The following is a 24,140-nucleotide window of genomic DNA, read 5'->3' as shown; positions in this document are numbered from 1 at the left end:
TTTCATGTATATGCCGAGTGGCTGCTCGTCTTGAGCATAATCCTGTCATGGCCAAGTATTTGGCTAATCTGATTTTACTTATTTCATTGTTCATGGAAAGATGCCATTAGGGAGCTAGATTGAATGATGTGCTTAACGCTCAGGCCTAAAGAAAAGCACCATATGAGTAAAATAACAGGTCTTTCACGGATAAGCCGAGTGGCTGCTCGTCTTGAGCATAATCCTGTCATGGCCAAGTATTTAGCTAATCTGATTTTATTTATTTCATTGTTCATGGACAGGGGTCACTAGGGAGCTAGATTGAATGATGTGCTTAACGCTCAGGCCTAAGGAGAAGCACCATGCGAGTAAGATAACAGGTCTTAACCATACCATAAATAGGAGCCAACATGCTTGTTCATTGGAATGTTTACATGATGGAAAGCTTAGTGCTTGCCAATTGAGTTTCATCAACAAAATTAATGCCACAATAAAACCTAAGGTACTGAAAAAAATCGTTGGGTAAGTACATAAATTAGGATGGGCAGGCCGAGCTAATATTGTAAAAAAGTAAAGCATTAAGGTACTGAATAAGTAGCTGAATGTGGCCAAATGATGTAATCGTAAGTAGTTAACGGGAAACATTCCCATACAAAAGAGTGACAAGCCAAGCCAAGCACCCGCTAAGGCCATTAAGAGAGTGATTTGGCTCAGTCCAATATTATACAATGCTACCATAGCAATGAGAATAAAAAAGCCCGCTAACATGAGCGCAATATTATAAATAAAAGCATAAGGAGAGTGGGAGTAATTCCCTAATAATTCGGAGCGATAGAAGAAGACTGATGTACCATCAGATTGGTATTGTGCCCACAATGCGACGCCTATTCCAAATAAGATACAGATAGCGCCAAGGCTAATCATGAACATAAAAAAACGATGAAGATCATAGTTGACTGGCTGAAGGGGATCGGTATTTTTCATTAGAGTTATATTCCAACAATAACGAGAAAGGGAGCACATTTAATGTGCTCCCTGCATGAATTCAGTTGTGGGTGGGAACGTTAAAAGTGGCTAAACTCTTTTACGAAAAATAACAATTATTACGGCTACGATGGCTAAGACCATACAATACCAAGCGTGTGTCACAACTTCGAGAGGCGATAAGGCAAAAATTGATGCGGCGAGTAAGGCTTGAGCGCCATAAGGTATTAAGCCTTGTACGATACATGAAAATATATCTAAGATACTAGCTGAACGTTTAGGATTAACGCCATGTTTGTTTGCTAAGTCTTTTGCTATATCGCCAGTGACCACAATGGATACTGTATTGTTGGCAACACACACATTTGTCGCGGTAACTATGCTGGCAATACCTAATTCAGATGCACGGCGAGATTGACCGTCTTTTGATGTTGAAAAGCGTGCAATGAGTGATTCAATTTTTAGACTGATGAAGGTCAGTCCACCTTGTTGTTGCATTAATGCTGCTAGCCCGCCTACAAGCATAGATAAAATAAAGATTTCTTGCATATTGCCAAAGCCGGTATAAATATCTTGGCCAAATTTGATGATGGAGTAATCCATAGTGACGAGTCCTGCAATGCCAGCAAGGATGATTCCAACCGTTAATACTAAGAATACATTTAATCCGATAATGGCGAGGAAAAGAATAGTGAGATAGGGAATGACCTTAATAAAATCAATTTGTTGAGGTGCAACTTGTGCTTGCCCTTGACCTGCAATAATAAAAAGTATCAGAGTAATTAATGATGCAGGAATGGCAAAAATAAGGTTTTCTCTAAATTTATCTCGCATTTCACAGCCTTGAGTGCGAGTCGCTGCAATAGTGGTATCGGATATAATGGATAAATTATCCCCAAAGAGTGCGCCTGAAATCACAGCGCCTGCCATCAGAGGTAATTCTATATGGGCTTCAGTGGCCACACCTAGCGCAATAGGTGCGACAGCGGCAATGGTACCCATAGAAGTTCCCATTGCTGTCGCAATAAATGCTGCAATAACAAAAAATCCTGGTAAAAGTAAACTGGAAGGAACCAGCGATAAGCCGAGGGCGACAGTAGCATCTACACCACCTGTTGCTTTAGCGACAGCGGCAAATGCCCCCGCTAACAAGTAAATAATGCACATAGCAATGATATTGGAATGCCCTATTCCTGCTAAAAACGTATTGATGGCTTGATTGAGCTGTTGCTTTGAAATAATAATGGCGAAAATGATAGCAGGTAAGATGGCGACAACGCTGGGCAATTGATAAAACGCAAAATCCACGCCTTGGCTTTGATAATAAACACCTGCACCAATAAATAAGCCAAGAAATAAAAATAATGGCAGCAATGCAATAAAGGATGGATTTGGCTTTGTGTTAGGACTCGGTGCTGGTGTGCTCAATGGTAAGTACTCTTTTGTGTTATGTAGTGACGACTGGGCAATGATGGATGAAGATCATCGCCTCTGGCAGACTCATGATGCTAAATGGCTGTCTTGTTTTGCTCAGGATATTCAATTGTGGGACTTATGTCAATTTAGACGTCTAGATGGTTTTACTGCTAAATATTTATTTTGTGAAAATTGAGCTTAATTGCATGATATTTCATCTTTTAATTAAAACTGGTTGTATCTGTATTCCAACCTCATTATATCAAGATTGACTGAGTACAATATTATTTAGATGATTTTTTATAAGCTGTAATGCGTGAGTCATTGAAAGTGTTCCTAAGCACTTTTCAATGACTTCGCAGATTTAAAAGGCATGTTTGATGGGGGGCTTTGTCGGTTAATTAAACATTAATTGAATTTGTCCCGACGCCTCGACATTGATAGCACTGCTGCCACTTTTGATTGCCGGTGTTGAAGAGGCCATTTCGGCTTTCATCATTGGACGTGGATGAGTTAAGTATTGATTACCCGTATTAATGTTGACTGTGACTATTTGATATTTACTGGCGCCCATATTTTCTTGAATGAGCTCGGCTTGTTGCTTGAATTGATTAAGGGCATCGATAGAGAGCTGATTTTGTGTTCTTTGCATAAGGGATGGACTGACTTTAAATTCAATAGCTGTAATATTGAGCTCTGTCTGTAGTTTGCCTATTATTTTTGTTAACCGAGGGAAGTCTGCGCTTTCCAATTTAAGTTGTTGAAAGGTTTTCCATGCAATGATTTGTTGATCTTTATAAATTGGGCGTGTTTGGTAATGAGTGGTTTGATATTTTATTTTCTGGGTTTTTTGAAGCATATTTAATGCCGATGTCATTTGTTCATTGACTTTGATATTGGCTGTCTCTGCTTGTGGAGATTGATGGGAAGCCTGAAGAGTCACTTGCATGATATCGTTATTAACTTCTGCAGTCGCGGTTGTCGAGATATGATAGAGATTATAATTTAAAGGTTCTGCGAACGAATTGGGCGTGAGAATGATGAATAAAAATGATAATAAATGTATAGAATGTTTCATTGCTAATCACCTGATTAATTGAGTATTATCGATTAGACTATTCTTCATATAGACGGTTCGATAATACAGATGAAAAAAATGCTTTTTATCAGTGTATCAGCTTTGAATGGGTTAGGTGGTATTTAGAGTTAATACCACCTATCTTATTTTTATCGAATGTTATAAGAAATTAAATTGATCAAATGTCGTTTCAATAATTTCATCGGCAATAATATTGTGCGTTTTTGTCGTTGGGTGTGTGACTCCCCAAAAAAGATAGCTGTCTGAGCCATAAGTTGCGCAGTCGCTGCGTAGTGCATGTGTTTGTAAGTAATCTATCGATGAGCTTCTATTGATATCTAAGCATGAATCAGAGGTATTACGCAGCCCATAATTTTCAGGTGACTCAATAATATTGTCAAATAATGCACTTGTATCATAGAGAACGAAATTAAGTCCTTGTGCTTGATAGAGTGCGACTTCTGTTTCTATAAATGCATTAAATGCAATGATTTTTTCACGGATATCTTCTGTTGTCCCATCAGTATTGTACTTGAATTGAGGAGCTGAGGTTGCATCAGGTAGGTTGAGTACTACCATGTTTTCAATGCCATTTTCAGCGAGTCTTTTGAGTGCATCAGAGAAGTCGTCACTGACTTCATCAACGCTGCGATCATCATTGACAAAGTCATTTAAACCAAACTCAAAAGTGACTAATGTATCTTTTGGATCATAGTGCTTAGATAATTGCATGTATTCTAAATAAGAATCAATTTGACCTCCTATGCCCGTTAATACGACATATTTATCTTCACCTTCTGCGCCTCCGATGGCCCAAGTGTAGACTGGAATGTCTTGATGTTCCGCAAGGTATTCTGTCCAAACAAACCCATTGGAGAAATGCCCTAAAAACCATGAGTTATCATTAGGAAATAACCATTGAGAACCATTATAAACATTGCCCGTATCGGAAATACTGTCGCCAAAGCTGACGATTTTATTAATGGTGCTTAAGTCGTCATTATTGTTGCTTTTATCATTGCTCCAAATTGTATGGTTGTAGGAAAAACGCGTGTCTGCGGCAAAGAAAGTGATATCAGCGGCTTTAAAATCAGTATCGAGTGTTTTTTCACATCGCTCTTCGATGGTGTTATTAGAGACTTCAGTGTAGAACATATTCTTCCATGAGGTGCTGGAATACCAATAACCATCTAATTTATAATAACTTCCATCATCGTTGAGTGCCCACTCCCAGTCTGTTGCAGCTTGATCGTGATTGTCATGGGGACGATACCAGCATCTTACATAAGTATAGGTCTCATCATTTTGTAATTTTTTTATTTTATTGCTTGATAATTCGGTGAAATCAGCCGAAGCGCAGACAGGCAACAGTATTGCTGCAAATAGAGACAGTTTTTTCATTTTCCATTCCATTTATTGTTATTCAGAGTATTTTTATTATTATTTTTGCAACGATTTTGATGTTGCTATATGCGCTCTTATTGTTAGAACGTTCGCCCTATTTGTTGATCATCAATCATTAATTAGCAATATCTCAATAACAACATTTACTATTATTTACTTAGTTGTTTTTTTGTTAATTTTTCATTTTATTATGTTAAGTGTTGATTTTAATGGTTAATTGTGATTTTAGAAGATTGTGATTGATATTGTCATTATTTAGAGTGATTATCATCCATAGATATTTTTGATATGAAGTGTGTATTAATAACCTGAATTCAGAATAAGAAAATATCAATAGTGGGGAATAAATTGCTTGTTTAAAGAGCAGAAGTTTTAATCAAGAGAGACTGATCAATGTTCTGGGGTAAGAAAGCTATCTGGACAAATCTATTTAAAGAAAAAAGACAGTGTGCCAACAAAATGAACAGGATATTGGTGCTGTAGGAGAGTCTCATGGTGGTTTAACGATTAACACTTATACTGCGAAAGATGACTGAGATATTTTTATTGAAGTTGTTTAACACTATAACTAGTGGCTTCTATGATAGGGTTAGCATTATTAACGATCTCTAGTCAAATATACTTGAGTTGTTTTTTTTCTCTTTAGGAGGGCTTGTTTTTTCAGAAGGAGAAGATTCTTTATCTATATCGTTTAACCCTGCTAAATTAAAAATATTCTCAATTGATGCTTGACCGTCTTTAAACCATTCTTTTAACAGTTCAGGAAGAGGTAATCGTCCCCAGCGAATACATTTTATCAGTAAGAATGAAACAGGGTTATGAGGTTCATTGATTTTAAAATAATTAGAGATAATGTGCAGTTGTTGAAAAGCTTGTTCTCGACTGGTAATGGATGATTGATTTAGTGTATTTATGTGTGATGAATCGATATTCTTACTTGGATTTTCGACAGCAGAGGCAGGGGAAGTTTCATTACTTAGCTGATTTGTGTCTTTTATTCCTTCATCTATATCAAAAAGAAAAATGATAGCTGATTTTATGTCATTGATTTCATTAATTGTACTTTTAATTGCAGGTGGAGTAATTAAGGCATTTATATTGATTTTTTGATTAATTAAGTCATTTATTTTTTCGAGTTCAATTACTGAAGAGTTTAAATTTTCCAATTTGTTTCTTATATCCTTCAAATCAAAAGAAACGCTTTTTAATAAATTTGATTTTATTTTAAGTAATTGATTTTTATCTTTACCTTTGAGATAGTCAGCTAATGTGAAATGCCCAATGATAGGTGTTAGCCGCATTGGCATGAAGAGTAATCCACTATCTTTTGATTCTCCAAATATTTGAGAAAGAAAGCGTAGTCTAATGGAGTCTAAATTTTGTTGATTTTCTTCTGGTTCAGTTGAAGGTATGGGGTTGATTATTTCCCAGTAATTTTTCAATAGCGTATTGAGAGTTTTTATGCTCAGTGAGAAACCGAGTAAAGATTTATCGAGAATAAATTGCGAAGTCATTAGCCAGCCCAATATTTCAATATCTTTGGTGTCATTTTTTAATGTATTGATACAAAGCTCTGATAATTCTGACCAGTGATTGATAATATTTTCATTCATCTGAGTAGTATCATCGAGTCCATCATTGTCAATGACCATTTTTATGCTTGTTTTTGCTTGATTAAATGAATTTCTCAAGGGCCTGTATTTAGTGCGGTCTTGTTTTAAAAATTCTCCACAGGGTTTTTGTTCTGATATAGGGGCTATCAGTTTTTCGAAAGATATCTCATTGAGTAACATTGAGTTATATCCCTATTGTTAGATGAATAAAATTTATTGCTAACCAATAAAATCAGAACAACTGTGATTCATGTCATTTTTATTATAATGCAAGGGTCAGATATCGGTTAAAAATTTTTTAAAACGAAACATTTATGATTGATTTTACGGCAATTAGTTATTTTTATGTGGATGTTTGATCTTTTTAATCTTGGCTGCTACTTTTTAAAAGTATCAGTATTTTATTGAATCAATTCGATTAATTAGAATTGATTCAATGATAAAATTATGATGTTTATCTATGATTTAGGCTGAAAGAAGTTAATTTTTTAATACAGGATTTTAAAACTCTTTGGTGAAAGAGATAGTGAGATGGGCTTATCTATTATTTAGTTTTGAAGCATGATGATCTATTCATGATGCTAAACAGGCTATTATCATAGCATTAAACTCGTTTTCAAGTTTCTAATTGAATGTTAATGGAGATATCGGTATGGGGTGTTATTTACAGATCAGTTCAGGGCCTGATTTAAAAGCGCCTGCAGCAACAGCGAAAGGAACGGGGTTAGATGGAAATAAATGGATTGCATTAGATGGATATTCATTTGGAGTGTCAAGATCGATTGATATGGTTGTTGGTGCGCAAACGAATATGGATAAAGGGTTGACGAGCTTTGGGGAGGTTTCGATTAGAAAAAAGCTTGATTCGGGTTCTGAATTACTCATGTCATATTTATATGCACCAGGGGAAAGTGGACAAGAAGTCCATATTGTCTCAACGAAACCTTCTAGAGGGGGTCATGGGCAGGAGGTGGCGTTTGCGATTAAATTACTCGGTGTGCGTCCCTCGAGTAGCTCATATGATGCAGATCATGATGGTCAAGTGCGAGAAAATTATTCTCTTACTTACACTGCTATCGATGTTCAATTTTACTATGAAACAACCGAAGGGAAACTCTCTAAAGGTGGGCTTGTTGGATATACACTTCCAGAAGGTAAATGCACATCAATATGTGATGGTTTGTCATAGAAATATTTTTCATGTAGTTACTACTTAAATAGTCGAGTAATGAGGAGGCTGTATGGGATTAAATTCACAGCATAAACGGGTCAGTAAAAACAGAGTGAGTATTACTTATGATGTTGAAACCAATGGTTCAATTGTCACTAAGGAATTACCTTTTGTTGTCGGTATGGTTGGGCCCTATTCTGGTCATAGGCCCGATGATGAAAAAGTACCTGTTGAAGACAGAGAATTTACGCAAATAGATAAAGATAACTTTGATAGTGTGATGAAGCAATTTGACCCTCAACTATCTTTTAAAGTCGATAATAAATTGATCGATGACGATAGCCAGTTTGAAGTTAATCTAAAGTTTGGTTCTATGAAAGATTTTCAGCCTGAACGGATTGTAGAACAAGTCGAACCTTTAAAAAAGCTGGTTGATACTCGTAACCAATTAAAAGTATTGCTTTCAAAAGCAGATCGCTCTCGTGACTTTGAAAAATTACTGAAAGAAATTTTACAAAGTAATGATGCTATCGAATCACTAGCATCTGAACTAGGCGTAAATAAGGAAGAAGCAGAATGAGTGAAGAGAAAAGTGAAGATCAAAGCTATTTAGAACAAGCTTTGACCATGACTAGTCAAACACCAGCGGATGACACCAAAGCATTACTCGCGACTTTAACCGAAGAGTCATTTAAAGGAACGGTTACATGGGATAAAAACCTTACAGTGACTGTCGATAATGCTATCAATGCCATAGATGAGTTAATTTCTAAGCAATTAACTGAAGTGATGCATAATGAAGAATTTCAACGTTTAGAAGGCTCTTGGAATGGTGTACAGAAAGTGGTTAAAGAATCTGATTTAGGGCCAGATTTAAAAATACGGATAGTTGATTATAAGCAAGATGAATTATTGGATCAATTTGAAGATGCGGTTTCAATCGATAGAAGTCGTTTTTTTGATATGATTTATCAAGAAGAATATGGTACGGCAGGTGGTGAGCCTATTAGTTTACTACTTGGCGATTATTTCTTTTCTTATAGCGATGAAGATGTTGCATTATTACGATATATTGGCGAAGTTGCTGCAGCTTCTCATTCGCCTTTTATTGCCGCCACAAATCCGGCCATGTTTGACTTTGTAACTTTTGAAACTTTTTATGAAGGTAAGCCTGTTGCAGCAGGTTTTGACTCACCAGCTTATGCAAGTTGGAATGCGTTTAGAGAAAGCGAAGATTCTCGTTATGTCACTTTGACTATGCCTCAAACTATGGCAAGAATGCCTTATGGTGATAGAGGAACTAAAGTTAAAGATTTTAATTATCAGGAGTTTGAACGTGATGATAAAGGGGAGCCTAGACCTTCAGGGCTACAAGATTTCACTTGGACTAATGCCTGTTACGAGATGGGGTTACTCATGACAACAGCATTTAGAAAATCTGGTTGGTGTACCGCTATTCGTGGAGTGGATAATGGGGGCAAGGTAGAGAACTTACCTAACTATACTTATTTATCTGTCTCTGGTGATACAATACAACAATGTCCTACACAAATAACCATTACCGATGAAAGAGAGAAAGAACTCAGTGATTTAGGCTTCTTGCCCCTAGTACATTTTAAAGGCAGTAATTATGGTGTCTTTTTAGGCGCACAAACCACACAAAAACCCAATACTTATATTGATCCTGATGCCACCGCGAATGCGGCTATTTCGGCTCGATTACCTTATATTATGGCAAGTTCTCGTATTGCCCATTATTTGAAAGTGATGGGCAGAAACAGAATTGGCTCTGCGTTAGATCCTATTGATGTCGAAAAAGAATTATCTTTATGGATTGGTCAGTATGTCAATCCAAATGCCATTGGTAATGACTCTAAGGCGAAAACACCATTAAAAGAAGCAAAAGTGACGGTTGTGGAGCAAGTGGGTCGCCCTGGTTGTTATTCTGCTGTTGCTTATCTTTGCCCTTGGTTACAAATGGAAGAATTAACGACTTCGTTGAGGATGGTGGCTAAGATCCCTGAATAATTGTGAGATGGTATAGGTGAGTTATTATGGGAGAAGGGCGATTTTATGGAAGAGAGTGTGGTTGAACCTAATGATGGTGAATTAGAAGGTAATATTTTAACTTCTTTAAAGGTAAAGACCAATAATATTATTGCTAAAATAGATCGCCTTTGTTCTGATCAATTATCATTAATTTTACAGCATAAGGACTTTATAGAATTAGAAACAGCTTGGCGTTCATTGAAAAATCTTGTGAGAACGAAAACGTATTCTAATAATGTTTTAATTAAGGTGATACCTTTAAACTGGAATGAATTAAGTAAAGATATTAATTTAGCTCCTGAGATAAAAAGAACATTACTTTATCGGTTGATCGTTAATAATGAACTAAATACTCTGGGAGGAAGCCCTTTTGGTATATTATTAATTGATTACGCTATTACTGAACAGGATTTTTCATTAAGTGATTATGATGACTTATTTACTTTACAATTATTGGGTGACTTAGGTGAAGTTGCTCTTTGTCCTGTTTTAGTGGATTTGAGTCCTTCATTTTGGGGAGCGTCACCTGAGAGATTATTATTTGATCATGATAGGCTTTTAAGGATTGCTGATAGTACTGAGCTTCATTCATGGCGACTGCTTAGGAAAGTGCGCTCTTCTCAGTTTTTAGGGTTAACCATGAATCAGTTCAAAATACGGGATCCATATACTGATTATTCTTGTGGTTTTGTCTTTTCTCAAAGAAATTTAGATGACTCCATTTTATGGTCCAAGGGTTCTTTTGCATTAGTTGCAAATATTATTAGAGAGTTTGAACGTTCTTCTTGGTTTGGTTTTTTACGTGGTGGAAATAAAAAAGAGACAACAACTGTAAAAATTGGAGATAAAAGTGATCCTGTTAAGCCCCAATATAATATATTAACTTCCCATGATAGGTTTTGGGCTGACTTGGGTATTATACCTTTGCTATCATGCTTTTTGAGTGGGCAGGGTGTTATATCTAGCAATCAATCGGTGCATTTGACAACACATTCTTCTGATTCTATGAAGTTGAAAAATATGTTACAAACCACATTAATAGGTTGTCGGTTTTCACATTATATAAAGTTACTATCTCGTTATTATATTGGTGGACATGAATTGCCTGAGCAGGTAGAAAAGAAACTGAAAATATGGATTGAGAAATATGTGAGTGAAATAGACTATGGTGATGATAAAACAATGGCAAAATACCCTTTATATTCCGCAGATATTTCAATAAAAAAGAATAAGGAAGAGACAAGTTATATTTGTAATATGACACTCATACCTCAACTACAATCAACTCAATTAAAAGGTGAAATTCATATATCAACAGTACTAAATAACGAGGTGGCTTGATGTTGCTTCATCGTTTTACTTCTGGTTTTGAGACTAAAAAAGAACAGTTAAGACTATCGATTATAGAAAATATAACAGCAATCTTATCTTCTCAACCTCCAAGTTGGAATGAGGAATTAATTTCCCCTTTATTAATTCAGTCTATTGCTAATTTAGGCTTTGTCAATCCTCATCGAGTATCATCTAAACAGAAAATTAGTGAGTTATCAATATCGTTAACAAAATTGATTAATATATTTGAACCAAGATTAAAGAATATTAAAATTGATTTTTATTTTAATAAAAAAGAAAGCAATCGTTTAGAGTTTATGCTTGAAGGTTATTATATTTACGAAAGAGAGTTGTTTGATATAGCATTAAACTCAATGATTAATATTGCAAATGACAGTTTCTATATTAAGGAGAGCTATTTTGCATAATAACTTTCTTTCTTTTTTTGAAAAAGAGATATCTTTTTTAAAAAAGGATGTGGCGCAGTTTTCAAGAAAATATCCTGAGTTAGCAAAGAAGTTAAATGTGCATGGAAGCAGTATTGAAGATCCAGATATATCAAGGTTGATAGAGAGTGTTGCTTTACTTAATGCGCGCGTGCATCAGAAAATGGAGGATGATTATCCAAATCTTGTTAGGCAGTTAATTAGAATGTTGTTTCCTCAAGTCGTTTGCCCATTACCATCCTATAGTATTATGGAATTTAAAGTAAGTGAAAAATCAAGTGCAGTGGAGCGTGTTCCTGAGGGAAGCTTATTTACGGTAAAAGATGATGGTGTTGAAACTCATTTTAGCACTTGTGCTGATCTTGATTTATTTCCAATTGATTTATATAAAGTAGAGATATTTGAAGCACCATTTAATTTGTATAAGCCAGATAAAGCTGTTTTTTCTCAGTCATTATTAAAGGTTTCTTTTAGAAGTCAAGACGGAGAAACTCTGATTTCAAATATAATAGGTGACGAATTAGTTTTTTATTTGGATGGTGAGTTGCAGGATTCCTATCGATTATATGATATCATTTTCAGTGAATTGGATTGTATGGTGTTGTCTGTTGGAAAGTTAGAAGATGGCATTGAATTAGGTTGTGAATGCGTACAACCTTATTCAATAGAAAAAGAAATTAATATTTTGCCATATCCTGTTCAAGGTTTTGGTGCACTAAGTGCAATTAATGAGTTTTTTAATTATACTGATAAACTTAGATTTATTAGTATTGATATTAGTAGCTTTAAACATAAGTTAGGCAATGCCAATGAAATGTCTTTATACATGTATTTCAAAAATATTCCTTTGGCGCTTTCTAGAACGATAACAAAGGATAGCTTTAAGTTAAACTGTGTTCCTGTAGTGAATTTATACCCATTAGAAGCTGAGCCTTTAAGAGTATCAGGGAATAAGATGAAGAACACAGTTATCACCGATGTGACAAATAGTTATGTGCATACTTTTAGTATTGATGAAATAAAAGATATTTCTACAGGGAAAGGAAATAAAGTTACCGCTTTATATGAAGATAAGTATTATGATGTAGAGAGTGATTTACATTATTTGTTTGAACAAAATATTAGTGTTAGTGGTGAATTTAAAACTCATGTGACGTTAGTTGGAAGCTCAAAAAAGAATATTTTAGATAAAGAAAGGGTTTTTTCCGTGAAAGTAAAAGCCATGATGACAGATAAAGTGTCATTGCTTTCGTCTCAATCTGATGTTAATTGCTTAAGTGCTCTAACGTTAAATTATCAGCCACGTATGTTGAAAAAACCATCATCAAGTTTAATGAATGTATTGAATGATAATGTATCTTGGGATCTTATTCAGCATTTAAATCTTAATCTATCAGTTATATTTAGTAGTTGTTCACCTGTGATTGAATTAAAAAATATACTTTCAATTTACAATAGAAATGATAAGGCGAAAAATGAAAGTTGGATTAACTCTATTGTTAGTTTAAAAATGGAACGTGTTGTGTCTCCTGCAAGGATCAGTAACAAAAGCTGTTATGTTCAAGGAAGTCGTATAGAAATGGAGTTAAATAAATCAGAGTTGAATACTGGTGGGTTATTTATTTTTATTCATACATTAGATTATTTCTTCTCGTGGTTTTGTGGATTTAATAGTTTTACTCAATTAGACATTCGGTTAGATGGGGTGAGTGGAATATATTATTCTTGCCCAAGAAGAATGGGGTGGAGGGCTGGATGCTGATGCTTAATAATCAAAAAAAATATGAGGAGTATGAATATGTTCAATTAAGGCGTTTTTTAGAAAATATCGAGCCTCTAGATTACTCTAATAGGAAAATATTATCTTATTCTGGCCAGTTTTGTGATTATCATTATGGTCAGGTAAAAACCTTATTTAAAAGGGAGGATAAGTGGGTTATAAAAGCTAATATACCCAGTTTATTAGGTTACTATTTTACTTTGCCAGAGAATTTTTATCATAAAATATTACGTTTGTATTTTGATGATGATGATTCCATGATAGATTTTTTTAGTTTATTTGAAAATAGATATTTCGATAGTTATTTTTATTCGTTTGTTAAACATGATCTTGCTTTGAACTATGAAGATAATGTGAGAAATAAAGGTAAGGAAAAAAAATATTTATCTGATTTATTTGAGTCTATTGGTGGGCGGCTTGCTCAGTATGGAGGCTTGTTTTCTTTGAAAACAAGCCATGTTGGTATATTAAAGAGGATATTAGAAGATTACTTTGGACGAACTTTTAACCTGTACCCTGAAGAGCCAGATTATATACCCCTTGTCGTTAATAGCTGTTCTAAATTAGGCGTTAACAACTCAAAGTTAGGGGATAATTTTTTACTAGGAAAGAGGTGTATTGTGTTTGGTAATAATATTATTGTTGAAGTTAAAGCCAAAAGTGAAATGGATTTCTATCAATTAAAAGATGATGCTGACTTAAAAGGTGAAATTAATATGCTCATTGAAGAATATATGGCATATCCTCCTAATGTTAAAATTATCATAAAAACGGCTTCCTCTTATATGCCTAAAATGAAGTTAGGAAAGGAAAGTCAATTGGGGATTTCTTGCTTTATCCCTATTGAGACGGAATCAACCATTTTCTATAAAGTGAAGTAACCTTATGGTTAAATTAGAACTTTCAGAGCTTATCTCAAAGCTTACTCCAGAGTTAAAGCAAGATTTAGAATCTGCTGCGGGTGACTGCCTTTCTAGGCAACACTTTACGGTGACTGTCGAACATTGGTTGTTTCAGCAGTTAAAAAGAGGCTGTTCTATATGGATTGAGGTTTTGGAGTCCGTTAGCATGGAACCCTTTCCTCTCCTCAATGAACTGGAAGCGGCCTTATCGGCTATGCCTAAAGGAAATGATAGTCCGCCTAGCATTTCTTCTGAATTAGTCGAACTCATTAAAGACGCGTGGTTAATTGCATCCATCAACCAAACTTCATCGAAAATTACGACCTATCATCTTATTATGGTTGGAATTAACCGGTTATCAACGGGAAGTATTTTTTGTTATGGTTGTCAGTCCATTGAAGACTTGATGAAAAAAATCTCTTTAAGTTGGATTCAATCTAAGGCTGAACCACTTAATCAATCAATTTCAAGTGTAAAAACTGATAGAAATGAGTCGATGGAGCAACATACTGCTTTGGAAAAATATTGTAAAAATATTACTCGAGAAGCTAAAAATGGTGAATTAGATGCAGTGATAGGCCGACATGATGAAATAAGAAAGGCCATTGATATATTATGTCGAAGAAAGCAGAATAATCCTATATTGGTGGGAGAACCTGGTGTAGGGAAAACGGCTATAGTCGAGGGGTTAGCTTGTCGTATTGCAGAAAAAATGGTGCCATCGGTTTTAATTGGTACAGTGATTTATTCGCTTGATTTGGCTTTATTGCAGGCAGGGGCGAGTATAAAAGGTGAATTTGAAAATAGGTTGAAAGATATACTCAATGAAGTAAAAGCTTCGACTGAGAAAATGATTATATTTATTGATGAAGCACATTCTCTTATTGGAGCTGGAGGGAAAGAAGGGCAAAACGATGCCGCTAATATCTTAAAGCCTGCATTATCAAGAGGTGATTTTAAAACCCTTGCAGCGACTACGTGGGTAGAATATAAAAAATATTTTGAAAAAGATGCTGCGTTGACTCGGCGTTTTCAATTAATTGCTGTAAATGAGCCTTCAGAAGAAACGAGCATTCAAATATTAAGGGGGACATCCGTATCGCTTTCTGAACACCATAAAGTGAGAATTTCCGATAAAGCTCTAGAAGCGGCTGTAGGGCTATCTGTGAGATATTTACCCGATCGACAATTACCAGATAAAGCCATTTCTTTACTTGATACCGCCTGTGCTCGTATTGCGTTAAGCCAAGTGGCAGAGCCACATCAAGTGGAATCAGAAAAGGTGCATTTATCTCAGTTACAAACTGAGCTCGTATCTTTAGAGGCTGAAGTGGCATTAGGTAATGATCATAAAGCGCGTATAGTGGAGCTAGAAGGTGAAATTAAAGAAACTAAAAATAAATTAAATTTATTAAATGCTCGCTGGAAAAAAGAAAAAAAATTAACGGATGAAATATTAGCTTTGGAGTTGAAAGTATTAAATGGAGAGAAAGAAACTCAATTTATTAATGAGCTAAATACATTAAGGCAGTCATTGTCCTCACTTCAAGGCGATCATCCTTTAGTACATAGTATTGTTGATGATATAGCGATTGCAACAGTGATTGCTTTATGGACAGGTATACCTGTGGGAAATATGCTGGAGGATGAAGTTGAGCGATTAATTAATTTAGAAAAGAATATTGCGAAAAGAGTGGTGGGTCAATTTGATCCGATTAAAGCGATTGCTGATTCAATTCGTATTTCGCGAACAGGTCTTAGTGATGTGCGTAAACCTATGGGCGTTTTTTTAATGTGTGGGCCTAGTGGTGTTGGGAAAACAGAAACTGCGTTGGCATTATCTGAGCAGTTATTTGGTGGAGAGCAATATTTAACGATTTTAAACATGACTGAATTTAAAGAAGAACACAAGGTTTCCATGTTATTGGGGGCTCCTGCTGGTTATGTGGGTTATGGACAAGGTGGCGTATTAACTGAGGCTGTTCGTAAAAAACCTTATGGTGTGTTATTGCTCGATGAAATGGAAAAGGCGCATCCAGGTGTGCATGATATTTTCTATCAAATTTTCGATAAAGGCTGTATTAATGACAGTGAAGGACGCAATATTAGTTTTAAAAATACATTAATTATTATGACATCCAATGCTGCGGATAAATTAATTAGTGAATTATTTGAAGAGAATACGCCGACAATGGAAGAGATATTATTGAAGATAAATGATGAAATACAGCATTTCTTTAAGCCAGCTTTTCTTGGGCGTTGTACTTTAGTGCCTTATTATCCTTTAACAGCCATAGAGCTCACTCAAATAGCGAAGCTTGTTATTGCTCGTATTGCTGAACGTATTCATAGTCAATATGGAGCAGAGCTTGATGTTACAGAGCAGGCTTATGATTATCTCATTGGATTAAACCAATCCCCCGAAACAGGGGCAAGGGCAATTGAACAAATTGTGCAAATGAAAATACTCCCTAAATTATCGACTGCATGCATTGAAAAATTAGTCGAAGGGAAAAAATTTAAAGTGGTAAAAATTGACTATAATGAAGTTTTAACTATCTCACTTCATTAACATATCAATAAATGAAGGGATGCATATGGTGCTTTCGCTACATGTTATTTTCTCTCCTAAAGGAGAAACACTGACTCGATTAAATTTTACACTTCCAGAAGAAGGTGGAAGTATTGGAAGTGATCCTAATAATACTATTGTATTACCCGATAGTTCTTTTAAAGTAATACCAATGCATGCTGTTATTAAAAAAGAAAGAGACAAATATTTTATTAAGGATATGAGTCAATCGGGTATTTATATCAATGGATCAGAAAAAAAACTCGGATATTATAATGAGTTACTATTGAATGATGGTGATACACTGGATATTGCAGGATACAGGTTACTTATTTCTTGTTTTTCTTCAAAAAAGAATATTTCTTTTTCACAAGATGCTGCTACGGAAAATTCAAATATGAATATGGACATTAAACATATAGACCCTTTTCCTTCGAACAATGCTTTAGGGCTAGATGTATATGATGATCCTTTTGAGAGTTTTGATGAATCAAATTTGAATAAAGATAATCCATTGAATACGGTTGGCCAATACGCACAAATGCGTCAAGATCCTCATCACATTCATGAAGTTGCTTACAACAATAAAGAGAGTGAAAAAAAGTGTATGACTCAGTCTGCATTTGTTGCAGTTGATACAAAAGAACTCGATCCATTTACGGGGTTAATTGAAGAGGCACCATTGCAAACTGTGCAGAGTCTTAGTAATAGAATTGAACCTGTATATTCACCTCAAACTTTTCCTGTAGAGAGGCCTGAGGTTGTTAATGGGAGGGGGACTTTGATGCCTATGCATCAAGTTCTTCAGACAGAGTGTCGTAGTCATAGTTCTGTTATGGAGATAGCAGATATAGAAGTGATGAAAGCTAAAATTGAAGGGGCTATGCAGCGCTTTCTAGACGAGCTTTCGCCTGAATATTTAGAGGCAATGTTTAATGATTGCCACATTGGCTGGCGTAAATTGAAGGAAAAAGACTTATGGGGGTTATATCGTGCTCACTTTTTTAGAATGATGAATTCAAATGAGTTTCAACGAAAGTTTTGGGCTTACTTTTGTGATCAGTGAGGGTGTATGGTATTACGTAAAATATTTTACTTAGCTATTATTATTACTGTCGCGGGATGTAGCTTAATTGGTTTGGGTGGGGAAGATCCCACTGAGTTACATTTAACCATTAAACCTGCTTCAAAGATTAATCCTAATTTTCTAGGAGAGGCCTCTCCAGTTGTGGTGAGATTATATGAGTTAAGTAGTAATACCGAGTTTAATTCAGCCAGCTTTATGTCTTTATTGACCAGTGATAAGTCTGCTTTAGGTAATTCAATGTTAACCCAAAAAACATTACCCAGTTTGATCCCTGGAGAAATGATTAAGTATAACCTTGTGTTAAATGATAAAACTCTCTATTTAGGGGTGCTTATCGAATACGCTGATTTTAATAATTCGATACCTAAAGGTATTGTTTCAATAGTACCTTTTGAAGAGAATAATATCACTCTCAATGTTAATAGCATGAGTATGACTTTAGATAGGGAAGGCGATTAAATGAATAAGAATGTTAAAAAGGTCGTTTGGTCTGAAGGTATGTTTATAAGCCCCCAGCATTTTCAACAGCAGGAGCGATATTTAGAATCCTATATTAAGAATTATCATCATTTTAATCATGGTAGTAATTTTGGCCTGTTTGATATTGATATTGACGTTGATTTACTTAAACTTGGAAAGTTTGGAGTGAAGTCTTCATCTGGTATTTTTCCTGATGGAAGCCCGTTTCATACCCAGTATGAGATGGTTATCGATATTCCTGACGATGCTATGGGAAAATTGATCTACTTAGCATTACCTATTTACAGGCAGGGTATACAGGAGGTGACATTTGAAGAAAACTCAGGTATTCGCCATCGTGCAATCATGCAGTCTATTTTTGATTCTAGTCGTCAAGGCACTGAAGCAGAAGAAGTTGAATTATCTTTTCTTAATATAGGGTTAAAAATGGAAGGAGAAGATGTTGAAGATTATACACTTATTGAAATTGCTAAGATTAAAGAAAAGAAAATAGATGGTGGAGTCATTTTAGATCAAACTTATATTCCTCCTTGTCTAAGAATAGGTGTATCAGATTATGTTTTAACGTCATTAAAAGAAATACATGCCGATCTTATTAGCCATGGTCAAAATTTATCTCAAAAATTATCGGTTGATAATAGTATTAAAGCGGATCAAATTGTCGCTTCTGATTATATTATGTTGCAAACCATCGCAAGATGGACACCACCAGTTTCTGTTTGGTTGAGTGAAAACAAAGCTTCTCCACAAGCGTTATACTATTATCTTTGTACAATGCTTGGTGAGTTTGCAGCATTGAAGTCAACTTTTATCAGTGATTTTAAAAATTTTGATTGTCATGATATGTTCCCTATATTTAGTCGGTTATTTGGTGAGCTGAAAATATTACTCAGACAGGGAAGAGAAAGTAGTGTCACCATTTTAAATTGGGATAAAACGTTATTTGATAAAAGAAGACTATTACGAATTAAAGTCATGGATGCTGTGTTATATAATTCAAGTCGAATTTTATTGGCCGTTAGTTGTTCTTTGGGAATGGTTGAGACAAGTAAGCAGTTTATCGTGTCTTCTAAATTGGGAGGAAATAGTCGTATCGCGGAGCTTGTGAGAAATTCTATGTCTGGTATTCCTCTAACTGTACTGCCTTTTGCACCGAATGAGTTAAAGCCAAGAGCAAATAAAGCTTATTTTGAATTGGATACAGACTCTCCTTATTGGCAAGAAATTGTAAGAAAAGATGAGCCTATTGCATTACATTTAAATGAAAAAATAACTGATTTTGAGATCGAGATGATATTTATACGTTAGGGAAATAAATCATGGAGTCAGACAATAGTAATGGTTTGGAGCAAAATGATAGCATCTTAATACAAGACAAAGTGAAAACTGTAGATTTACCTTATACTGATAATGCTCTATTAGATCTATATGCTGAATATATTTCGATTTTAATAGCCATTCCAAGGCAAATAAGACCTGCTGATCTTGCTTTTTATAGGCAAGAACTCATCAATAAAATTATGGTTATAAGAAGAAAAGGCGTGTTACTAGACTACCATCCTAGTATATTAGATAAGGCGTGTTTTATTGTGTGTGCGGCAGCAGATGAGGCCATTATTTATAGTAATTGGGGGAAAAGTTCTGGATGGGAAAATGCGACACTTTTAAATCATTTTTTTAATCAAAATAATGGTGGAGAAGTGTTTTTTGAACTATTGGAAAAGGCTAAACTTCAGCCTAAAAAATTAATAGATTTTATCGAATTACAGTTTGTCTTACTCAAAATAGGTTTTATGGGAAAATATCGCTTTGAGTCGCAGTATTTATTGAATGAATATGCTTCAGAGTTGTATGATTTTATTTTTAACTATAAGAGCTTTAATCCGTTAAAGTTAAACTCTAATGTAAAGAAAGTAAAACCTAAAAGCCAGATAAAATTTATCGCCCATGCCCTTTGGCTTTCTTTAACCTTAGTTATTGTTCTTGCCGTGGGAGCGACATCTGTTGTTTTTTATGATCGCTGGGTTGAAAGTGTTTCGAAGCAATTTGTACATTTGGTTGATACTGAAAAAGCGGAAAGCTGGTATCAACATTTTTCAGATGATGACTTCATTGATAGCAATATTACCTTAAAGTCACCTCAAACTGGCTGGTATGTTCAATTACCAGAACCTATGGAATTAAATAAAGCGAAAAATTTGATGAAGCATTTAGTTCTTGCTGGTTTTGATGTGCAATTGCAAGTTAAAGGTGTTGAGGCATTTATTAACTTATTTGCAGGAAAAATTTATCAGCAAGGTGAACATTTAAATGATCTTCTTTACTTAAGGTATTCTCAATCTGGTAAAGTCAGATATTATAAAAAGGAGAGTTTTATTCATGCCAAGTAAATGGAGGTGGGCCTTCGCTGCCTGGTTATTGATTGTTGTTATTATTGTCATTATTGCTTACCTATATCGAGTAGAAATAGGCGATGAAGTGTTATTAGCATTAGGTGGTGCTATTGTTACCATTTCAGCAGCTATTATTGGTTATTATCTTAATTCAAATAAAGAAAAGGAGGAGTTAACCCCATTAGAGCTAGAAATAAAAAGAGGTAAAATGCTCATAGAAAGGCAATTTATTGGGGCATTGAAAAAAATATATGGCCGAAAATATAAACATGCAAAGTCACTTCACTCTTTACCTTGGTATATATTGCTTGCAGGTAAAAGAGTGGATGCTAAACGCTTTCTTTATCTTAATAATTTAAATAATGTTAACTCAGATGATACAGAGGCAGATAGGCTATTTAGAGTTTGGGGGAATGATGAACTATTAATTTTTCAATTGACAGAAGACATTTTTAATACTGATAAAGAAAAAGAAGCATTATTGATTTATCTTGCTCAATTGTTGTATAAATATCGACCACGGCAAGCGGCTAATGGTATAATTACTATTGCGAGATGTAAAACTATTTTAGATGATAAAGAGGTCGACAGTGATGGTGATGTATTAGCGAGAGGGTTACAAAGATCAATTAATCACTTTAATGTTGAAACAGGATTAATTTTACCTGTTTATACTTTATTTGATGCATTAGATGAAGTGAGTGATATTAGTGAATATTTTTCTAACTTTTCGGGAATAGAAGCTGAGCAGCCTTTTGGGGCTTTAATTCCTTTAGAAAAAGAGGGGAAGAGTCAATTTGATGCACAGTGGTTTGATGAAGAGTTTAGCCGTACAGTTCATGAAATTAGTTTGTTACAGTCTAAAGAGTTAAATGATAGTAAAAAAACAGAAAATTGGCCATCCATTGTCGCTGTGACTTTTCAGCTTAAATTGCTTAAACTTTCTATTCAACGATTTTATTCCGTTTTGCTTGCTGAAAGCCGTTTACGCGATATTTTTTTCTATCGTGGATATTATATGTTTTCTGCGGGTGATGCTAAACGTAAAATGGATATACTATTAAAAGACGTTGGAGAGGCATTAGGTTTTAAGTCTAATGAACATAAGCTTTCACAAACTCAAGGTCGTAGTTTATTTTCAATGCATCTAGTAGGTAAGATTATTTTGCCTGAATCACAGCTCGTTGGTGTTAATAAGAAAAGAGAGAGGCGATATCAATATTATCGTATTTTTTTGTTTGTTTTTTTGGGAGTCGTAGCTTTTGGTAGTATTTACTTTCAATATAGGAATATGAATTTACAAGATGACTTTACAGATAATATGTCAAGTAATATTGAAATTTATTCTGAGAAAATGTCAGAAATTGTTCCAACCCTTGATAACTTCCATATTATCCTTTCAAATCTTGATGAATTAAGATTGATGTATGAAGGTTCACATAAGGAGAATTTTTCAAAAGGCATGCTTTATTTCTTAGGAAATAATGATATTGAAAAAGACTTGAAACATGCATATGATATTCAGCTAGAGCTTATGTTATTGCCTTTATTTATCGAGTTTACTGCTAATGATTTGCGTATTGAAATAGCATTAAATAACTCAGGTGAAATTTTTGAGCTGTTGCATTATTATATGATGTTTTTCGATTACTCTAAATTAGAAAAAAATAAACTTATTATGTACTTAATGTCTGCATCTCATAATTATGTTGACCTCACACCTCATCAAAGTCGACAGCTTAAGATGCAAATGGAGGAATTATTTAGTTTTGATTATACGGGGCTGGCTGTAGATACAGAATTAATTGAAATGGCCGATAATCATTTACGTGGTGTGCCTTATTATAGGTTAATTTACAATAGTATTAAAAGTGAAGTACAAAATAAAAAGATAGTTGATATTGCCGATGCGGTAGGTCAAGGCTTTTATACCATCTTTAGGTTGCCAAGCGAATCTAAGGTTACACATATTCCCTACTTCTATACAAAAAAAGGTTTTGAGGGATCTCGAGAGAGTTTGTCAGAAGGTTCTGAAACTATCAGAAAAAGATTAGATGAAATAAAGAATATTAATGGAGATAAATCTGAAACAACAAGAACTGAGCTTATTAGTTTGAGTAATAAAATTAGGGAACTCTATTTCAGTGAATATATCTATTATTGGAATGATTTATTGATGAATGTTTCAATTAATCACTTTTCAAATAGCAGCGCGTTTAGGGATGCGTTATCCTTATTAAAGGATCCTGTTCAAAGCCCATTGATTCTTTTTCTTGAGCAAGTGAGAGAGAATACTAAACTCGCTCGCGATGCAACTGAAGATGATGAATATGATGATCATAATCAACCAGAACGTGTCGTCAATAATGCCTTTTCAGATGTTATTCACACATTTAATGAAAAGTCTGTGGTTGCAGGGTCACTTGCTGAGTTTCAATCATTATTGATTGGATTAAATGATTATATAGTGAAAAATGAACAAGCTCCTGTTCCAGGAGCTGCTTGGCTTGAATCCGCGAAAGCGCATATTGATAATGAGCCTGATCCCATGGCATTATTGAGATTACAAGCGGCTTCTTTACCTAAGTCAGTTGCACACTGGGGCGAGTCCATTTCAACTCAATCTGTTTCCTTGTTATTTAATCAGGCACATAAATATATTCAACGTCAGTGGGCCATTGAAATTGGAAAAAATTTCAAACGTGAATTGGGGCAATATTATCCCTTCAATGTGAACAGTTCAGAAGATGTGACTTTGGCGCGTTTTGCTGATTTCTTTAAATTTGATGGCGTATTGGACACTTTTTATCAATTTTATTTATCTCCATTTATAGTTGGAGAAGGAGATAGAGTCACTCCAATTGTCTCAGACGGTATTCGTTTTCCATTTAATAATCTGTTTTTAAAGGAGGTTAATCGTGGCTTGCAGATAAAGGATGAGTTATTTGATAATCCTGATAATCAATTGGAACTGATTTTAAGTATCAAGCCTCGTAATTTGTCTTCTTCGGCCACACGCTTTGATTTAGTCACGGAAAGTATTTTACTCAATTACCAGCAAGGCCCGCGTTTATGGAATAAACTAACATGGCCTATGGATATGGATAATTTTCCTTTGTCAGCTAATTTCTTTTTTAATGGCATGAAATTAGCGGAAAGAAATTATGAGGGCGATTGGGCATTATTTCGATTTTTTAATGATTCCATCATTAGTTATAATCCATTTACAAAAAATTATTTATTAAATTATCAATTGGATAAGTATAGGATTGATATAGAAATTAAAGGTAAGGAACGTCTTCACCTGATTTTCAATCTCATTGATGGGTTTAGTCTGCCCAGTGAATTGAATATCAATAAAGAAGAACTGGGTATGAGTGAGATGGCATTACAAGAGTAGAGTTGTAGCTATTTTTATCTATACCCGTGATACTTGAAGATGCATGTTTTCAGA

General features: G+C 34.8%; 19 protein-coding genes. 14 read left to right on the top strand and 5 right to left on the bottom strand.

From position 1 onward, the window contains the following. Nucleotides 1-264: 264 nt before the first annotated feature. Together Q0791_RS01560 and Q0791_RS01555 are read right to left on the bottom strand one after the other, a co-directional pair. Nucleotides 265-963: a hypothetical protein gene (locus tag Q0791_RS01560; protein WP_299002105.1), complete on the bottom strand. Its 699-nt coding sequence runs from the start codon at nucleotides 961-963 to the stop codon at nucleotides 265-267. A 90-nt stretch (nucleotides 964-1,053) separates the two neighbouring features. After that, nucleotides 1,054-2,391 (bottom strand): Na+/H+ antiporter NhaC family protein, encoded by a 1,338-nt coding sequence (locus tag Q0791_RS01555; protein WP_299002103.1) that lies wholly within the window; start codon nucleotides 2,389-2,391, stop codon nucleotides 1,054-1,056. Here Q0791_RS01555 and Q0791_RS01550 point away from each other — a divergent pair. Further along, complete coding sequence (locus Q0791_RS01550; protein ID WP_299002102.1) at nucleotides 2,363-2,575, top strand: hypothetical protein; 213 nt, start codon at nucleotides 2,363-2,365, stop codon at nucleotides 2,573-2,575. The two genes, Q0791_RS01555 and Q0791_RS01550, sit on opposite strands and share 29 nt — an antisense overlap. A gap of 201 nt (nucleotides 2,576-2,776) precedes the next feature. Here Q0791_RS01550 and Q0791_RS01545 read toward each other — a convergent pair whose 3' ends face one another. From Q0791_RS01545 to Q0791_RS01535, 3 genes are all read right to left on the bottom strand, one after another. Continuing rightward, nucleotides 2,777-3,457 (bottom strand): SIMPL domain-containing protein, encoded by a 681-nt coding sequence (locus Q0791_RS01545; RefSeq protein WP_299002100.1) that lies wholly within the window; start codon nucleotides 3,455-3,457, stop codon nucleotides 2,777-2,779. A gap of 159 nt (nucleotides 3,458-3,616) precedes the next feature. Further along, the gene (locus Q0791_RS01540) at nucleotides 3,617-4,858 is read right to left on the bottom strand and encodes an SGNH/GDSL hydrolase family protein (RefSeq protein WP_299002098.1); all 1,242 of its coding nucleotides are present in this window, start codon (nucleotides 4,856-4,858) and stop codon (nucleotides 3,617-3,619) included. Between the two features lie 611 nt (nucleotides 4,859-5,469). Next, a complete protein-coding gene (locus tag Q0791_RS01535) occupies nucleotides 5,470-6,654 on the bottom strand; it encodes a type VI secretion system ImpA family N-terminal domain-containing protein (protein ID WP_299002096.1) in 1,185 nt (394 codons plus the stop codon). A 448-nt stretch (nucleotides 6,655-7,102) separates the two neighbouring features. Here Q0791_RS01535 and Q0791_RS01530 point away from each other — a divergent pair, with 448 nt between their 5' ends. From Q0791_RS01530 to tssM, 13 genes are read left to right on the top strand one after another with little or no spacing between them, the layout of a single operon-like run. After that, nucleotides 7,103-7,663, top strand: coding sequence for a type VI secretion system tube protein Hcp (locus Q0791_RS01530; RefSeq protein ID WP_299002095.1), 561 nt, complete (start codon nucleotides 7,103-7,105; stop codon nucleotides 7,661-7,663). Between the two features lie 52 nt (nucleotides 7,664-7,715). Continuing rightward, nucleotides 7,716-8,225, top strand: a complete 510-nt coding sequence (tssB, locus tag Q0791_RS01525; protein WP_299002093.1) for a type VI secretion system contractile sheath small subunit — start codon at nucleotides 7,716-7,718, stop codon at nucleotides 8,223-8,225. Then, complete coding sequence (tssC, locus tag Q0791_RS01520) at nucleotides 8,222-9,673, top strand: type VI secretion system contractile sheath large subunit (RefSeq protein WP_299002091.1); 1,452 nt, start codon at nucleotides 8,222-8,224, stop codon at nucleotides 9,671-9,673. Before tssB ends, tssC begins: the two co-directional genes overlap by 4 nt. Before the next feature lie 45 nt (nucleotides 9,674-9,718). After that, nucleotides 9,719-11,035 (top strand): type VI secretion system contractile sheath large subunit, encoded by a 1,317-nt coding sequence (locus Q0791_RS01515; RefSeq protein ID WP_299002090.1) that lies wholly within the window; start codon nucleotides 9,719-9,721, stop codon nucleotides 11,033-11,035. Beyond that, nucleotides 11,035-11,454, top strand: a complete 420-nt coding sequence (locus Q0791_RS01510; protein ID WP_299002088.1) for a hypothetical protein — start codon at nucleotides 11,035-11,037, stop codon at nucleotides 11,452-11,454. The genes Q0791_RS01515 and Q0791_RS01510 overlap by 1 nt, the downstream gene beginning before the upstream one ends. Further along, nucleotides 11,447-13,234: a type VI secretion system baseplate subunit TssF gene (tssF, locus tag Q0791_RS01505; protein ID WP_299002087.1), complete on the top strand. Its 1,788-nt coding sequence runs from the start codon at nucleotides 11,447-11,449 to the stop codon at nucleotides 13,232-13,234. Before Q0791_RS01510 ends, tssF begins: the two co-directional genes overlap by 8 nt. Then, the gene (locus tag Q0791_RS01500) at nucleotides 13,228-14,133 is read left to right on the top strand and encodes a type VI secretion system baseplate subunit TssG (protein WP_299002086.1); all 906 of its coding nucleotides are present in this window, start codon (nucleotides 13,228-13,230) and stop codon (nucleotides 14,131-14,133) included. The genes tssF and Q0791_RS01500 overlap by 7 nt, the downstream gene beginning before the upstream one ends. A gap of 4 nt (nucleotides 14,134-14,137) precedes the next feature. Further along, nucleotides 14,138-16,726 carry a type VI secretion system ATPase TssH gene (gene tssH, locus Q0791_RS01495; protein ID WP_299002085.1) on the top strand — a complete coding sequence of 863 codons (2,589 nt, stop codon included), beginning with the start codon at nucleotides 14,138-14,140 and terminating at the stop codon, nucleotides 16,724-16,726. Nucleotides 16,727-16,751: 25 nt separating this feature from the next. Next, nucleotides 16,752-17,792, top strand: a complete 1,041-nt coding sequence (locus tag Q0791_RS01490) for an FHA domain-containing protein (protein WP_299002084.1) — start codon at nucleotides 16,752-16,754, stop codon at nucleotides 17,790-17,792. Between the two features lie 6 nt (nucleotides 17,793-17,798). Further along, nucleotides 17,799-18,272 carry a type VI secretion system lipoprotein TssJ gene (gene tssJ / locus Q0791_RS01485; RefSeq protein WP_299002082.1) on the top strand — a complete coding sequence of 158 codons (474 nt, stop codon included), beginning with the start codon at nucleotides 17,799-17,801 and terminating at the stop codon, nucleotides 18,270-18,272. Further along, on the top strand, nucleotides 18,273-19,601 hold the full coding sequence (gene tssK / locus Q0791_RS01480) for a type VI secretion system baseplate subunit TssK (RefSeq protein WP_299002080.1): 1,329 nt from the start codon (nucleotides 18,273-18,275) through the stop codon (nucleotides 19,599-19,601). Nucleotides 19,602-19,612: 11 nt separating this feature from the next. Continuing rightward, nucleotides 19,613-20,683 carry a type IVB secretion system protein IcmH/DotU gene (gene icmH / locus Q0791_RS01475; RefSeq protein WP_299002078.1) on the top strand — a complete coding sequence of 357 codons (1,071 nt, stop codon included), beginning with the start codon at nucleotides 19,613-19,615 and terminating at the stop codon, nucleotides 20,681-20,683. Then, a complete protein-coding gene (gene tssM / locus Q0791_RS01470) occupies nucleotides 20,673-24,086 on the top strand; it encodes a type VI secretion system membrane subunit TssM (RefSeq protein WP_299002077.1) in 3,414 nt (1,137 codons plus the stop codon). The genes icmH and tssM overlap by 11 nt, the downstream gene beginning before the upstream one ends. Nucleotides 24,087-24,140: the final 54 nt, after the last annotated feature.

The organism is uncultured Shewanella sp., assembly GCF_947495455.1.
Lineage (GTDB): Bacteria > Pseudomonadota > Gammaproteobacteria > Enterobacterales > Shewanellaceae > Shewanella.
This window is presented reverse-complemented; position numbering and strand designations above follow the sequence as displayed.

Bases quoted from the DNA above. Each gene is read 5' to 3' on its own strand.
- Q0791_RS01560 (WP_299002105.1), bottom strand. From the start codon at position 963: ATGAAAAATACCGATCCCCTTCAGCCAGTCAACTATGATCTTCATCGT.
- Q0791_RS01545 (WP_299002100.1), bottom strand. From the start codon at position 3,457: ATGAAACATTCTATACATTTATTATCATTTTTATTCATCATTCTCACG.
- Q0791_RS01540 (WP_299002098.1), bottom strand. From the start codon at position 4,858: ATGAAAAAACTGTCTCTATTTGCAGCAATACTGTTGCCTGTCTGCGCT.
- Q0791_RS01535 (WP_299002096.1), bottom strand. From the start codon at position 6,654: ATGTTACTCAATGAGATATCTTTCGAAAAACTGATAGCCCCTATATCA.
- tssB (WP_299002093.1), top strand. From the start codon at position 7,716: ATGGGATTAAATTCACAGCATAAACGGGTCAGTAAAAACAGAGTGAGT.
- tssC (WP_299002091.1), top strand. From the start codon at position 8,222: ATGAGTGAAGAGAAAAGTGAAGATCAAAGCTATTTAGAACAAGCTTTG.
- Q0791_RS01515 (WP_299002090.1), top strand. From the start codon at position 9,719: ATGGAAGAGAGTGTGGTTGAACCTAATGATGGTGAATTAGAAGGTAAT.
- Q0791_RS01510 (WP_299002088.1), top strand. From the start codon at position 11,035: ATGTTGCTTCATCGTTTTACTTCTGGTTTTGAGACTAAAAAAGAACAG.
- Q0791_RS01500 (WP_299002086.1), top strand. From the start codon at position 13,228: ATGCTGATGCTTAATAATCAAAAAAAATATGAGGAGTATGAATATGTT.
- tssH (WP_299002085.1), top strand. From the start codon at position 14,138: ATGGTTAAATTAGAACTTTCAGAGCTTATCTCAAAGCTTACTCCAGAG.
- Q0791_RS01490 (WP_299002084.1), top strand. From the start codon at position 16,752: ATGGTGCTTTCGCTACATGTTATTTTCTCTCCTAAAGGAGAAACACTG.
- tssJ (WP_299002082.1), top strand. From the start codon at position 17,799: ATGGTATTACGTAAAATATTTTACTTAGCTATTATTATTACTGTCGCG.
- tssK (WP_299002080.1), top strand. From the start codon at position 18,273: ATGAATAAGAATGTTAAAAAGGTCGTTTGGTCTGAAGGTATGTTTATA.
- icmH (WP_299002078.1), top strand. From the start codon at position 19,613: ATGGAGTCAGACAATAGTAATGGTTTGGAGCAAAATGATAGCATCTTA.
- tssM (WP_299002077.1), top strand. From the start codon at position 20,673: ATGCCAAGTAAATGGAGGTGGGCCTTCGCTGCCTGGTTATTGATTGTT.